Here is a 15314-nt window from a genome sequence, read left to right on the forward strand (position 1 = left end):
CCAAAAAAGGCTGCCCACTAAGAGCAGCCTTTTTATTTGAATAGTCAATCATTTCTTTCTATAATCGGACAAAAAAGACTACATTCCTTACCCTTCCTTAACGTGAATTTTTTTTAGTTTTCCTTCTTGTTCAGGAGTAATTACGTTTTTCTTATGATAAAACAGAAAGTATGACCCAATAACTAGAATCGTGAGAAGGGTTGTAAGAAAGAATTGCAATCTCATGGAATCAATAAATGCCTGAGCAACGAATATAATAAATAATACGGCAATAGTCGCGTAGGTTAAATAAGGGAATAGCCACATTTTCACTTTGAGTGTCCCTGGATTTTCTTTTTCCTTCTTTTTCCGCAAATACAGATGGGAAAAGGCGATAAAGATATACATGATCATAGTGACTCCTCCCGAGCTGTTAGCGAGAAAAGCAAACAATTTATCAGGGGAAACAAATTTAAATGTCGTGCACACATAAGCAAAGAAAACACTTGCCATTAACGCCCATATCGGGATTCCCCTCTTATTCACACGGGAAAGGATTTTCGGTGCATCACCTTTTTTTGCTAAAGAATATAACATACGAGAGCTTGTATATAGCCCTGAATTCAAAACCGAAAGCAATGAAATGAAGATTACGATATTCATGACTTGACCCGCTGCCGGGAGGCCTGCCATATCAAATACACTGGCATAGGGGGTTTTTAATAAATCTTCAGCCCCCTGGGGGATTACGAGAACCAACACAGTCACTGAACCAACAAAGAAAAGAAGGAGACGCCATACAACACTGTTTATGGCTCTAATAATATTTTTCTCAGGATTTTCAGACTCCCCTGCAGCAATGGCAGCTACTTCACTTCCTGATAAAGAGAAGGTAATGAATATCACACTAAGGAGGACAGGCAGAAAACCATTTGGCAAAAACTTTCCAGCCCCTGTAATGTTTGAGAGGCCTGGTGAATCGAATCCTGGAACAAATCCGAAAATCATGGCGGCGCCCAGGAAGAGGAATATTACAATGGCAGCCACTTTCATGAAAGCTAACCAGTATTCAAATTCCCCATAAGCTTTGACTGAATAGATATTCGTAACCGTCATTAATATAGGAAAAGATAGACTGGCAGCCCACATAGGTATGCCAGGAAACCAATCATGAATCATAGTACCCAATAACGTAGTTTCAATGGCCATGATGATAACCCAGTTGAACCAGTATAACCAGCCTATCGTGTATCCGGCCCAGGGACCAAATGCTTGATGTGCATATGTTGAAAAGGATCCGCTATCAGGATTCACCACAGCCATTTCACCCAGCATACGCATTATTAGCACGATCATCAATCCTGCGATTATATACGATAAAATAGCACCAGGTCCTGCTGAATCGATTATTGTTCCGCTTCCGATAAATAGTCCTGCCCCAATTACCCCGCCAATAGAAATCATTGTGACATGCCTGGTCTTGAGACCGTGTTTCAATTCATTTGTTTGAAGTGCCACTATTGTCACCATCCTTTAAAACTGTCAATTTACCGTTTTGTAAGCAGTAAACCACTGCTCATGGGTACCCTAGTAGAAACCTTTCAGTCAAAAACAATGTTTACAGTCCTATCCCCGTTTCATCATTAATTTTAAATGAGGCCAAATTCACAATCGGTATATGTATATTGCACAGCAAACTCTATTAACCGTAACCGCTTTTCTATTTATACTCCCTTTTCACTACCTCAGCCCCTCAACGAAATACACGGAAGGTACAATGATGATCTTTGTTGATTTTGCACTTTGCTTTTTGTTGCGCGATGTCGTTTTATGTAAAAATATGGTTAACCAGCTCTATTATTTCTTTCCTCACTCTTCTTTTTTTATAAAAACACCCTCTTTCATTAAAATTTATACATATCATATATTATAAAAGCAATATCCATGCCAAAAAAAGGATAGTTATTTTAATGGGGTTTAACGCTATTATGAATTTAAAACGATTCATTATTGAATCATCAATCCAATTTATGATTCATATATTAATTATCGATCCTTTTTGATCCACAATCGAATTAAAAATGACAATTTAATTGCTTTCTTTTAAAATTTCGACACATATATATACTGAAAAATAGCAGGGATAAAAAAAAAAGATGCTAAAATCCATATTATGATTTCTTGGCATCTTCCAAATAGATTTATTTTCACTGAGAATGTTTTTGTAAATACAGGAAAACCTAGAATTTCCTTCCGCTATTAATCAAAAATCTATGTACAAGCTTCCAAAAATATCGATAAGTATTTAATGCTTTATGTAATGTCACTATATGATATGTATTAAACCCTTATAAATTCGTTCTGAACTGAGGGAAAATGGATACTGAATGTGGTTAAATCTTCATTGGAGACACAATTCATATATCCAGCATTACTTTCAATGATCTTTTTACATACGTATAATCCAATTCCCGTTCCTAACTCTTTCGTTGTGACAAAGGGCTCAAAAATAGATTCAATCAATTCACTGGCAATGGCCGGTCCATTATTTGAAATTCTAATTATTCTTTCATTCGCCTCAATTAAAGAGTTTATCCTCAAAATTCTTGGATGTTCCTTATCCTTTAAGGCATCAATGGAATTAATAAAAAGATTCAAGAACACTTGTTTTAACCCATCCTTGCTCGCTGTCATGACGAAGTTTGGAAAAATATCTATTTCCACATTAACACTGGCATCCACAATATTTGCATAAGTCAGTTCTTGAATTTCTTCAATTAATTTCAACACGGAAATTTCCTCTCTTTGTTCCTCATTAAAATCTGATTTAGAGGTATGGAGGAATTGGGTTATCCTGAAATTCAACTGATTTAATTCATAATCAATGATATCTAAATATTTCAAGCCCGGGTTCTCCCTTTTCAGTAATTTATTGAACCCCATGATAGCTGTAAGAGGGTTTCGGAACTCATGTACAAAGCTTGATGATATCTGACCCAGTACCGCTAATTTATCTTTGTGGTTTTCACTAATATAAGACTTTTTCTCCTCAATCAATTCATTTGTAAGATTCGTATATATCGTTACTGCATGGTAGCTGAACATATCAAAGTGCAGGTTGATATCATTAATGAATTTCTGCATATAATTAATTGGGATATTGGCCCCAAATAGATTTTTGATTATGATATTTCTCCCCAAATTGATATTATATAGAAAATCCCCAATGTTGATATTTGCTTCAAGTCGCTCTTTTGCAACCTGGTAAGCCAATTTTATCAGCACTTCTTCAGACAATACCTCCTTGAACGTTTGGATGACCAGTGAGTACATCCCATAACCATTTTCTTTAATCTTATCTTTGTAGGGGTCTATTTCATTGATCTTAATAGTCTCGTTCCATTCATTTAAAAACACAGATTCATTTTCTTCCAAATATTGAATCAATACATTTTTATACTTCTTATGTTCAGATGACAACTCCATACTATTGACCACACATCCCCTTACGGAATTTTAGATACTATATCAATAACATCATTCTATATGAGATTTTGATTTTCTGCACTTCATTATTTATTGTTTTTAAGGTGAAATGTAGCTTATAAGGAGACAAGGTATGCTGGTCCGCATATGTTTACTTGCGATACCAAAGAACCGACCAAATCAGGTCGGGAATCTGAGATTTTCATAAAATGGAAACTCATCATTCATGTTTATATATATACTAAGAAACTCTTACTTTTGAAGTTTGATTCCATATTTTTTCATTTTTCTATAAAGCGTATTTCGGCCGATATCGAGTTGTTTCGCGGCGTTACTGATATTTCCATTTGTTCGTTTCAATGTATTTCTGATAAGTTGGGTTTCTTGTTCTTGAAAGTTTCTTGGTTCTTGATCGTCATTTGCCCCTTCCTCATTTGTAATGGAAGAAACAGGACAAAGTGCCACAAGCAGGTCCCTTGTAATCGGGCCATTATCAGCTAGGAATGCAGCCTGTCCCAGTACGTTTTGCAATTCACGGAAATTTCCTGGCCATGAATATTCCAAAATGAATGTTTTAGCTTCATTAGTTAGTTCGGTATGTTCGCTCTTATAAGGTAAATCCACTAAAATGTATTCTGCTAACAGCAATAAATCTTTGCGACTCCTCAGATTTGGAAGTTTTAATGATAATCCACAAAGGCGAAAAAATAGATCTGCACGGAATTCTCCAGCTTCAATTTCTTTTTGTAAGTCTTTGTTGGTGGCGGCGATGACCCTTACATCGATTGGAATGGAAGCATGTCCGCCGACACGCGTCACACATCGTTCCTGAAGCACTCGGAGCAGAGTCGCTTGAGCTTGGAGCGGCATGTCCCCGATTTCATCCAAAAAAAGGGTTCCGCCATCTGCAGCTTCGAACTTCCCCTTATGCCCGCCGCTTTTTGCTCCAGTAAAGGCACCCTTTTCATACCCAAATAACTCACTTTCCAATAAATTTTCGGGAATTGCGCTGCAATTGATGGCGATGAATGGCTTATCACTTCTTAAGCTAACCCCATGAATGGATTGAGCGAACAGTTCTTTTCCGGTTCCGCTTTCTCCAGTGATCAGCAGGCTGATATCAAGAGCTGCAGCTCTTTTAGCAATGGATATGGTTTGATTCATTTGCGGATCGTTACTTAGTATATCTGTAAATTGATAACGATTGGTTGTTAAACCATCAATCAATTTTTGTTTTTTTAACCGAACGATCACGGATGATTGATTTTCCATATTTTCGCCTAGTGTTTGCACTAAAAATTCCTGGTCTTTAATTGAAACCCTCTGTTCCAAAACAAGTGGATCTGTTCCTGATATTATATTCGATACCGGTTTTTTCAAAGTGCCGATAACATGTGACGCCGCTAAATTGAGATCTGTAACTTTCCCCTCTTTATCAAGGGTAATTAACGGATCAGGGTATGAATCATATATAAAATAAAGGTTTTTCTCCCTTTTTTGTGTATGGGACAATAAGAGTGCTTGTTTGATGCTATCAGCCACCCTTTGAACTAAGCTAATGGAAAAAGGATGATAATTTTGTTGATGACTGCTTAAGTTCAAAACACCAAGCAGATGCCCATCAGGGTGATAAATGGGCGATGCAGCACAAGTGAGGAAATGGTTATCCTGATGAAAGTGTTGACTGCCATGAATCAATACAGGATTTTTCTCTACTATGGCTGTTCCTATTGCATTTGTTCCTTTTGATTCCTCTAGCCAATTGGCCCCTTTCCTTAAAGAAACATTATCTGCATGGCGAATGAAAGCTGGATCCCCAACTGTTTCGATGATATATCCTTCAGGAGCAGCAAGTAATAAAATGGACTCCAAACCATTAATCGAGCGATAAACTTCTTCTAAAATGGGGGAAGAATGGTGCAGGAGTTCCGCATATCGATCGTGGTATTCGGCCAACTCAAATGCACCAAGCATATCTTCCTTATCCATCATGCTTGGCTGAAGTCCCTTCGAAATGCACCGCTGCCATGATTCTTGAATAAATACCGGTATGGTTCCTTTATCCGCGCTTATATTAACAGACATTGATAATCCTCCCGTATGTATAATCGAGTAAATCTGCTACTGTTTTTTATCCAATTTCATAAATGAAACTATATATAATTCAAAGTTTCAGAGCATTCAGGGTTCGTTCATACAGTTTTAATTATAACAGAAAATTCAGATATTCACCAAAATGAAAACGGACTTATACGAACTGCTAAACATTTTTGTTCCATATTGGAACACCTGCCTGTTCCAATATGGAACAGTATGGCACCTTCCGATATCGCTCTACCATCTTTTAACTGGTTTCATCGATTTTTTGTTATGGCATAAGTCTTGCATAATTACATGTCGAGAAATTGATTCCTTTTGATAAGGGGGGAAAGAATCAAGTAATCCAGTTTTTAAAAATATTCTGACTTGCTGCAAGGCAGCCAAAGAGAATTGTATCAAAAACATAAGATCATACCTGATCCTTTACTTAGAGGAACACCATTGTCTGAACAGATATCGAACTTAAAATCCAAATGAAAAGGGGTATTAACATGGAACAAACTATTAAACTTAATCCACGGGTGCAAGAATTCTTGAAGGGCACTAAAAAGCTTTTGATTAATGGGGAATTGGTGGAAGCTGCTTCAGGAAAAACCTTTGAGACTCTCGATCCTTCAAACGGCAAAGTTTTAGCGGTCGTGAGTGAAGCAGGTCCGGAAGATGTAGATAAAGCAGTCAAAGCAGCCCGGAAGGCATTCGACAACGGTCCTTGGAAAAAAATGAGTGCATCGGAACGCAGCCGCCTTATTTATAAATTAGCGGACCTCATGGAGGAACATAAAGAGGCGTTAGCACAATTGGATACCTTGGATAATGGCAAGCCAATTGGCGAAACCACTAATGCCGATGTCCCCCTTGCAATTGATCACTTCCGCTATTATGCTGGGTGGACAACTAAGATAGTAGGACAAACAATACCTGTTGCTGGGAATTACTTCAATTATACCCGACATGAAGCAGTTGGAGTGGTAGGACAAATCATCCCATGGAATTTCCCTCTTCTTATGGCTGCATGGAAATTAGGCGCAGCCCTTGCAACCGGATGTACGATCGTTTTAAAACCAGCAGAGCAAACGCCGCTTTCAGCATTATATTTAGGTCAATTGGCGCTTGAAGCCGGTTTTCCTCCTGGCGTTCTCAATGTCATCCCTGGATTTGGGGAAACAGCAGGGTCACCGCTTGTAGACCATCCAGATGTCGATAAAATTGCCTTTACCGGTTCAACCTCAGTAGGGAAAATGATCATGCGCCAAGCTTCGGGAACTGTGAAAAAAATCTCGTTGGAGTTAGGCGGGAAATCACCTAATATCATTCTACCGGATGCAGATATGAGTAAAGCCATTCCTGGTGCTTTAATGGGCATCATGTTTAATCAAGGACAAGTTTGCTGTGCCGGTTCCCGCCTGTACATTCAAAAGAAATCCTATGACAATGTGGTAGCCGACTTAGTGTCTCATGCAAAAAACATTAAACAAGGGGCCGGTCTTGATCCATCTACACAGATAGGGCCATTGGTTTCCAGTAAACAATTGGAACGAGTGGGCAGTTATATTGAAAAAGGAAAGTCTGAAGGAGCTGAAGTGGTTACAGGGGGCAAATATGGACAAGGAGAGGGCTATTTTGTAGCACCTACAATATTTGCAGGCGTTGAAGATGAAATGACGATCGCTAAAGAAGAAATCTTCGGTCCTGTTGTAGCTGCAATGCCTTTTGATGATTTGGATGATGTGATAAACCGTGCAAATAACTCAGAATATGGTTTGGCTGCAGGTTTATGGACACAAGATGTAAAAAAAGCCCATTATGTGGCCAATGAATTAAAAGCAGGTACAGTTTGGGTAAACTGCTATAACGCCTTTGATGCAGCTTCTCCATTTGGCGGTTTTAAACAAAGTGGAATTGGTCGGGAAATGGGCAGTTATGCTTTGGAAAATTATACGGAAGTCAAAAGTGTATGGATTAACTTAAACTAAATAAAAGAGTGAACGCTCCATAAGATCATTCGGCTCAGATATCGTGATTGTAATGCATGTTATCGTTTCCTTGAATATTTGCAAAAGGTGTACCAAAGTGTGGACTTTGGTACACCTTTTGCTTGTTTTGTAACTTATAGGGCTTAGACAAAAAGAAGAGACCTTTCATTTTCGAAAGGTCTCTCTGTGTCCATTATCCATTACGTTCGATTTGCATTTTTTCTCTGTTTGCTTTTTCTTTTTCAATATTTTTCTGTCTTGAAGTCCCGGCAACCAGGATTCCAATCACCACTATCGCTTCAAATCCGTATTTAATGAAGGGATTTGCAAAATAGTCTTGCATGAAGGGTTCAGCTACAATCATTTTAGCAGCTGTCCAACCTAGTATTCCCGCACCAACTATTATGATGACTGGGAAACGTTCAATCAGTTTCAGGATCAAAGTACTTCCATACATCACTACTGGGATGGAAACAAGTAAACCGATCACCACTAAAGTGAAGTTACCATGTGATGCACCTGCAACCGCTAGGACGTTATCCAATCCCATCAAAGCATCCGCAATAATGATCGTTTTTATGGCAGCCCACATCGAATCTGCAGGCTTCAAATCATGATCCTCTTCTTCGATAAGGAGCTTATAAGCAATCCATACAAGAAGTAATCCGCCTATTAAATGCAGTCCAGGTACCTCTAAAAGTACAACAACCAGCAGCGTTGCAATGATCCTTATCACTATTGCCCCGACCGCTCCCCAAATTATCACCTTTTTTTGCTGTTCTTTTGGAAGCTTTCTTGCAGCCAATCCAATAAGGATCGCATTATCACCGGCTAGAACCAAATCTATCATAATGATCGCTAAAAGTCCTGAAATGAATTCACCTGTAAAAAAATCCAACACTATTTCCTCCTTTATACAAAAATAAAGAGACCTCTGCCATAAATGGCAAAGGTCTCGCTAAGCACTAAATGAATTAGGCCAATAAAGCCGGTGGGATTCCCACGTAATGACGACTTTATTTCAGGTTATACCTGACGCTACTCCCCTTCACGGGAATAAAGAATATGTAACTCTTTTAATATCTTTCCATTAGGAAACTACCAAGAAAAAATATCACTAATTCAGTATACCAAAAATACAAATAAAATAAAGAAAAAAATGAGAGATATGCAGGATATTCATGAACTTAACTTTGCCCGAATCCTTTAAACGGATAATCTCCATCAATCATTCCTTCTAGATATTGGCATAATTCGTTTCCTAGGTTCGGGATACCGCTCAAATCCTTCCCCCATAGATATTGATTACTTAAGGTGGCTTCTATCAATTGTCTAAGCGGGATTTCCCCCTTATCATAACGAAGCCATTGTTTCTTGAAAAATTCAATTGTCTTTATATCATCTTTAACGACATAGACTTTACCCGCAAAGCTTTTACCAATATAACTCCCCTTCACTTCGTGAACCTTATAAAATCGGATCAAACCTGAAAAACCTCGAACGATACAGTCAGGCAGCCTGCCTCGCGCCTTATGATATTCCTCTAAGGTAGGCAGGAGACGGACCTTGAACTTCGAAATGCTATTCAGCGAAATATCGGCCAGGAGGTGATGTACAAAAGGATTCTTAAATCGCTCAAGAACACTTTCCCCATATAACATCATCTCATTTTGATCAAAAGGTAATGAAGGAATTATTTCCTTTTCGATGGCATTGCTCAGAAATTGATTGAATTCCGGATGATCGATTGCCTGTTTTACTTCTTCCATTCCAGATAAAATGCCTAAAGGAGCCATCAAAGTATGAGAACCATTAAGAATCCGTACCTTCCTCATTTGATAAGGTGTTAAATCTTTTACCCAACGTACATTTAAGCCTGCTTGTTGTAAAGGAAGACGTTGATCAATACAAGGGTCACCTTCAATAGCCCATAAATGGTAGGGTTCTGCCGTATTTAGCAGAGTATCCTTATATCCCCATTCCGTAAATAGTTTGTCCGACTCACTGGCTGGGAATCCTGTAACGATACGGTCTACAAGCGAGTTTAGGAATAGGTTGTCCCGGTCCACCCACTTCATGAATGGCTTTGGTAAATCCCAATCCCTGCAATGCTTAAGAACGCATTGCTTCAATGAATCACCATTTCTCTCTAAAAGCTCGCAAGGCAGCATGATCAGTCCTTTTTTCGCATCTCCGTTGAAATGCAGATAACGATGATACAAAAAAGCAGTCAGTTTTCCTGGAAAGGATTCAATTGGCTTTCCTTCTTCCAAAGGAATCGGCTGGTATTTGAGCCCTGCTTCAGTCGTGTTGGAAACTACAAATTCCAATTCAGGATTTTCTGATAACGCTAAAAATTCCACCCAATCTTCATATGGATCAATTACCTTCGAAAAAACGGAAATGATCTCTGTATGTTCCATTTTCTCCCCTTGGTGAAAACCACGTAACATTAATGTATACAGGCCATCTTGCCGCTTCACTTCCTCTATTTTCCCTTTCCCGGCGCGGCGAGGCTGGGTAACTGCAATACTTCCCATGAAATGACCTTGTTTATTACATTCATGAATCATCCAATCGAAGAAGCCTCGAAGAAAATTCCCCTCCCCAATCTGCAATACTTTTATGGGAAAATCCATCATATGTGAATATTTGACAGCTCTTGTAGCTTTACTCAGACTCTTTAGCTGACATTTATTTATGTTCATGATCAAAGAACACCTTTCTTATTGAAATATCCAATTCAGAGTGCGATTTAAGAGGTTGCCCTTATGACAGGATACGTAATGCTTAAATTTCGACGATAGCCTTGATCACTTTAGCCTCAGGAGTTAACCACCCTTCAAACTGATTGATCATTTCATCCAAATGTGTGCGGTGTGTAATATACGGACCCATATCCAGCTTGTCATTCTTCAGCGTATTCACGACATAATCAAAGTCATCCCTTGTTGCATTACGGCTTCCCATTAATGTAAGCTCTTTACTGTGGAATTCAGGATCATTAAAGGAAATATCCGCTTTAACTAGCCCAACATAAATCAGCCTTCCGCCGTGAGCAGGATATTTAAATGAATCCATCATTGACTTAGCATTACCTGTCGCATCAAATACCACGCTTGGCATATCTCCATTTGTCAATTGGGCTAATTCCTCCATTGGATTCTCCAAAACGTTCAACGTATAATCGACATTTGCCCATTGGCCAGCAAACGCAAGGCGTTCATCATTTACATCCATTGCGATCACCTTCGCACCCTGTTCTTTAGCGAATGCCATGACTCCCAAGCCAATTGGACCAGCACCAATTACCAGTGCAAATTCCCCTTTTTGAATAGCAGCGCGTCTAACTGCGTGAGCCCCTATACTTAATGGCTCTATCATTGCGGATTGGTCAAGTGTAAGACCCTCTGTTCTCACCAAATGATTATAAGGAACCGTCATCCACTCACTCATGCCGCCTTCAGAATGTACACCCAAAACTTTCATATCCGTACAGCAGTTCGTTTTCCCACTTCTGCAAGCCAGGCATTTTCCACATTCCATATAGGGGATGATCGATACTTGATCCCCGACATTCAGCCCTGATTCATTCTCTGGTATGGATTCAATATAACCGGATAATTCATGTCCAAGTATTCGAGGATAGCTAAAAAAGGGTTGATTACCACCATAGGCATGAATATCCGTACCGCAAATTCCTATTCGCCGCACACGAACCAAAGCTTCGCCTGAGTTTGGAACCGGTTTTTCCGTCTCGATCATCTTAAATTCAAAAGGTTGTTCACAAACAATACTTTTCATTGAATAACACTCCTTTTTAGTATCTTAATAGATATGTACACCTGTTAGAGAATGACGCCTTCTTTAAAGATGCTTATCTCCCTATAACCGAATTTTTCATTATTCGTTTTCTTTTTACCTGATGAAAGTTCAAGAATGTATTGGAATAAATCGTCTTTTAATTCCTCGATTTTTTGACCTTCAATCAATTGCCCTGCATTATAATCAATCCAGTGTTTTTTACGATCGGCTAAATCTGAATTCGTTGCTATTTTCACGGTTGGCACCGGTCCGCCAAATGGTGTTCCCCTTCCCGTAGTGAACAGAACGATATGTGCACCTGCTGCTGCCAAAGCCGTCACCGAAATCAGGTCATTTCCAGGAGAATTGATTAAATTCAAACCATGCTTCACTACCCTTTCACCATATGGGCTAACATCCACTACAGTCGCATGGCCGCCTTTTTGCGTGCACCCAAGTGATTTTTCCTCCAGCGTACTTATGCCGCCTTCCTTGTTTCCAGGTGAAGGGTTTTCATAAATTTCCTGATCATGGCGAATGAAATACTGTTTGAAATCATTAATAAGGCCAACGATTTTATTGAAGGTTTCTTCATCTCTTGCCCTGTTCATCAATATCGTTTCCGCTCCAAACATCTCAGGAATCTCTGTCAATATCGTGGTCCCGCCATTTTCTACAATAAGGTCGGAAACCGCACCAACCAATGGATTAGCAGTAATGCCTGAAAAACCATCGGAACCCCCGCATTTCAGGCCTATTTCCAGCTTTGAAACCGGTACGGGCTTGCGTACGAATCCTTCGGCATATTCCACTAATTCTCCCATTAAACGTAAGCCGCTCTCCAATTCATCTTGAACCTCCTGGGCTTTTAAAAATTTAATGCGATTTGGAGGAAATTCGCCTATGACCTCTTTAAATGCTTCGATTTGATTGTTCTCACATCCTAACCCAACAACTAAAACCCCTGCTGCATTTGGATGTTGAGCCAAGGCAGCTAAAAGTTTCTGTGTATGTGTCAAATCATCTCCCAATTGAGAACAGCCGTATGGGTGGGAAAAGTGATGAATCCCATCGATTTGTCGATCCTTAAACTGCTCATTTCCCATTTTAGCGAGAATTTCACATGTTTTATTGATGCAACCAACCGTGTTGATGATCCAGATTTCATTCCGGATACCCACTTCCCCATTTTCACGGATATATCCTTGGAAGGTATGATCTTGACTTGGCTCTTTTGTATGTTGACTGCTAGGTTGATAGGAATAATCCAATATACCATGCAAACCGGATGCTAGATTATGGGTGTGAACCCAATCGCCAATTGAGATATCTTCTTTAGCTTTTCCGATCGAGTAGCCGAATTTGATTACATCCTCCCCTCGTTTTATCGGTTTCACTAACATTTTATGCCCTTTAGGAATGTCATCACTTGCCTTTATATGGATCATTCCCCTGTTTTCCGTTTGAATCTGGAGGCTCTGTCCTTTATGAATCCCCTCCAAGGAAATAACAACATCATCATTTGAATGCAATTGAACAAATTTATTCATTTTGTCCCCTCCTTATCATGAATGAAGACGTTCAAAACCAAACGCCAATCCATTCCGAAAGCCCTTTCATTTTCCGCTTGAACTTTTTTAATTTTTAAATCTATTTCAATTTTAACATCAATTTTTGAAATATAAATTGCATATTTTGCTATAAATATACTCATTCTTGTTGTATTATACTTTCAGGAGATGAACGAAATGAAAAAAATTCATAATATATTAAATCATGATTTACTCTTCCCATTTTCTTTTGTCTATCAGGATACGAAAAGTCCCCAGAATGAATTGTCCGATCATATGCATGACTATTATGAAATTGTTTATGTTTATAACGGTAAGGGGACCTTTTTTATTGGTGATGTGTTTTATGATATGCAGCAAGGGGATGTATTCCTGATTTCTAATAATACAATTCATAGGGCTTTACCCAATAAGGACGACCCTGTTACCTCCACCATTATCTTTTTCAGTCCCACATTGATATATAAAGATATGGTTGATGATTCTTTTTCATATTTACATTTGTTTGACCTGACAAAAAAGAGTAAGAATTATAAAATATCATTGCCGAAAAATAAACAAGTAAAGATGGAGGAACAGCTACAACTCATCCTGCAAGAAACCACTAGCCAATCAATGGGCTCGAGGCATGCTTGTTTGCTGACCGTTCATCAAATCATACTTGATTTATACCGTACCCGGATAAATGGCAAAGAAGATATACCAGAGGGCAATAGCTATAGTTCAGGATGGATTAAAGATATTTTAATTTATATTAATGAACATATCGATGAAGCATTGACTTTGACGACACTTGCACAAAAAGCTTTGGTCAGTCCCGCTCATTTCAGCAGAGTTTTTAAGGAAACGACTGGAATTGGCTTAATAGTATATTTAAATACGAAAAGAATCATCAAGGCAAAGGAACTTTTACTGGAAACGAATCACACCATTGCCCATATTGCTGAGATGTGTGGTTTTGAAAGCATGCCCCAATTTTTTCGCACCTTTAAAAAATACAATGAAAAAACACCTGCAACATTTCGAAAAGAAAATCGGATGCGCTAAGCATGCCTAGTAAACATGAAAAATGGAAGTGTCTTCCCTTATATTTCCTTTGGGAGACACTTCCATTCTAACAATCTATTACGCAGGCTTTACTATCGGTCGTACAAAACGGATGACTGCAAGCGATGCAACGATGGCCAATCCACCTGCAAGCAAGAATGCAACTGTGTATGTGCCTGAGGTATCGACAATGTATCCTGTTAACGTCGGTCCGATGATTCCTGCTGTATTTGCCAAGAAATGCATAAAACCTCCAACAGATCCAACATTACCAGGGTCGACAACATCGTTGACGATTGCCCAGTAAATGGCACCAGTCAAATATAGGAAGAAGACGGAAAGTGCGACAAGCGTTACCGCACTGACCGTTGTGGATACAAGTCCGGCAAAACCGATACATACCGCCGATAAGAACAAACATGTTACTAGCACGAGCTTACGTGAGAATAAAACACCTTTTTGAGCGAATTTTTTAGAGAAGAAATCCGACACGAATCCACCCAAAGCAAGTCCGATGAATCCAAAAATCCAAGGAATCACTGTAATGATACTCATATTTTCTACACTTAGGCCGCGTGCATCCACCAAATAGCTTGGGAACCAAGTTAAGAAAAAGAAGAGAATATAGTTGTAAGAAAAAAAGGCTAGAGCTGTAAATAAAACCGTTTTTTGTTTTAAATAAAAGGTGAATTTCACCTTTCCTTCCGATGTTGCCGCGACATAAGATTTTCCCGTATGTTTCTGTTCTTTTGACTCTTTTGGTTTTTCTTTAACGAACTTCCACCAGCAAATCGCCCATATAAGACCAATCACCATAATGGCAATGAAAGAAACTCTCCATCCATATGAGATGGCAATAAATCCAACTATAGGACCTGCAATCGCGCCACCAAGCGGCGTCCCGCTATTCGTCAAACCAACGACAGATGCCCGCTGATTCGCTGGGAACCAGTTATTCACCATTTTATTGATGGTTGAAGAAAGAGGGCCTTCGCCCATCCCAAACAGTATGCGGATGATTATCATACTTGCAAAACCGACAGCAAGTACAAGTGCACCACTGAATAAAGACCAAACGATCATCGCCACGAAAAGCGTGATCTTTGCACCCCATTTATCGGACGCCATTCCTCCAAGGAAATTAAATATGGCATAACCAACTGAAAAGCTACTAAAAATAATCCCCATCTGTGTTGCTGTTAAGGATAAATCATCTTGGATGAACGGAGCTGCAATGGACAGTGCAGATCGGTCCAGATAATTTATTACACCTGCCAAGAACAAGAAAACGATAACCATTCCTCTACCATTTGAAAACATAAAATACCCCCCTATACGTTTCAATAAATGCAGC

At 39.1% G+C, this 15314-nt stretch carries 11 protein-coding genes; 2 read left to right on the forward strand and 9 right to left on the reverse strand.

Going from position 1 to position 15314, the window contains the following annotated elements:
- Positions 1–87: 87 nt before the first annotated feature.
- The 3 genes from J7J00_RS16275 to J7J00_RS16285 form a co-directional block, all read right to left on the reverse strand.
- Positions 88–1506: an amino acid permease gene (locus J7J00_RS16275; RefSeq protein ID WP_309487189.1), complete on the reverse strand. Its 1419-nt coding sequence runs from the start codon at positions 1504–1506 to the stop codon at positions 88–90.
- A gap of 813 nt (positions 1507–2319) precedes the next feature.
- Entirely contained in the window at positions 2320–3465 is a 1146-nt protein-coding gene (locus J7J00_RS16280; protein ID WP_214792179.1) for a histidine kinase N-terminal domain-containing protein, read from the reverse strand.
- Positions 3466–3717: 252 nt separating this feature from the next.
- Positions 3718–5550, reverse strand: a complete 1833-nt coding sequence (locus J7J00_RS16285; RefSeq protein WP_214792181.1) for a sigma-54-dependent Fis family transcriptional regulator — start codon at positions 5548–5550, stop codon at positions 3718–3720.
- 506 nt (positions 5551–6056) lie between these two features.
- Between J7J00_RS16285 and J7J00_RS16290 the strand changes: the two genes are divergently transcribed.
- Positions 6057–7538, forward strand: a complete 1482-nt coding sequence (locus J7J00_RS16290) for an aldehyde dehydrogenase family protein (RefSeq protein WP_214792183.1) — start codon at positions 6057–6059, stop codon at positions 7536–7538.
- A 193-nt stretch (positions 7539–7731) separates the two neighbouring features.
- Here J7J00_RS16290 and J7J00_RS16295 read toward each other — a convergent pair whose 3' ends face one another.
- From J7J00_RS16295 to J7J00_RS16315, 5 genes are all read right to left on the reverse strand, one after another.
- Positions 7732–8436 (reverse strand): TerC family protein, encoded by a 705-nt coding sequence (locus tag J7J00_RS16295; protein WP_214792185.1) that lies wholly within the window; start codon positions 8434–8436, stop codon positions 7732–7734.
- A gap of 289 nt (positions 8437–8725) precedes the next feature.
- Complete coding sequence (locus J7J00_RS16300; RefSeq protein WP_214792187.1) at positions 8726–10246, reverse strand: tagaturonate reductase; 1521 nt, start codon at positions 10244–10246, stop codon at positions 8726–8728.
- Between the two features lie 82 nt (positions 10247–10328).
- Positions 10329–11342 carry a zinc-binding alcohol dehydrogenase family protein gene (locus tag J7J00_RS16305; protein WP_214792189.1) on the reverse strand — a complete coding sequence of 338 codons (1014 nt, stop codon included), beginning with the start codon at positions 11340–11342 and terminating at the stop codon, positions 10329–10331.
- 44 nt (positions 11343–11386) lie between these two features.
- Positions 11387–12892, reverse strand: coding sequence for a UxaA family hydrolase (locus J7J00_RS16310; RefSeq protein WP_214792191.1), 1506 nt, complete (start codon positions 12890–12892; stop codon positions 11387–11389).
- The gene (locus tag J7J00_RS16315) at positions 12889–13056 is read right to left on the reverse strand and encodes a hypothetical protein (protein ID WP_214792193.1); all 168 of its coding nucleotides are present in this window, start codon (positions 13054–13056) and stop codon (positions 12889–12891) included. The genes J7J00_RS16310 and J7J00_RS16315 overlap by 4 nt, the downstream gene beginning before the upstream one ends.
- Before the next feature lie 34 nt (positions 13057–13090).
- On the opposite strand from J7J00_RS16315, the gene J7J00_RS16320 reads away from it, so the two are divergent.
- Positions 13091–13960, forward strand: coding sequence for an AraC family transcriptional regulator (locus tag J7J00_RS16320; protein ID WP_214792195.1), 870 nt, complete (start codon positions 13091–13093; stop codon positions 13958–13960).
- Positions 13961–14038: 78 nt separating this feature from the next.
- Here the strand turns inward: J7J00_RS16320 and J7J00_RS16325 are convergent, their stop codons facing one another.
- Entirely contained in the window at positions 14039–15280 is a 1242-nt protein-coding gene (locus tag J7J00_RS16325) for an MFS transporter (RefSeq protein ID WP_214792196.1), read from the reverse strand.
- Positions 15281–15314 lie beyond the last annotated feature (34 nt).

Origin of the sequence: Bacillus sp. ISL-4, assembly GCF_018613275.1 — a bacterium.
Lineage (GTDB): Bacteria > Bacillota > Bacilli > Bacillales > DSM-1321 > Peribacillus > Peribacillus simplex_E.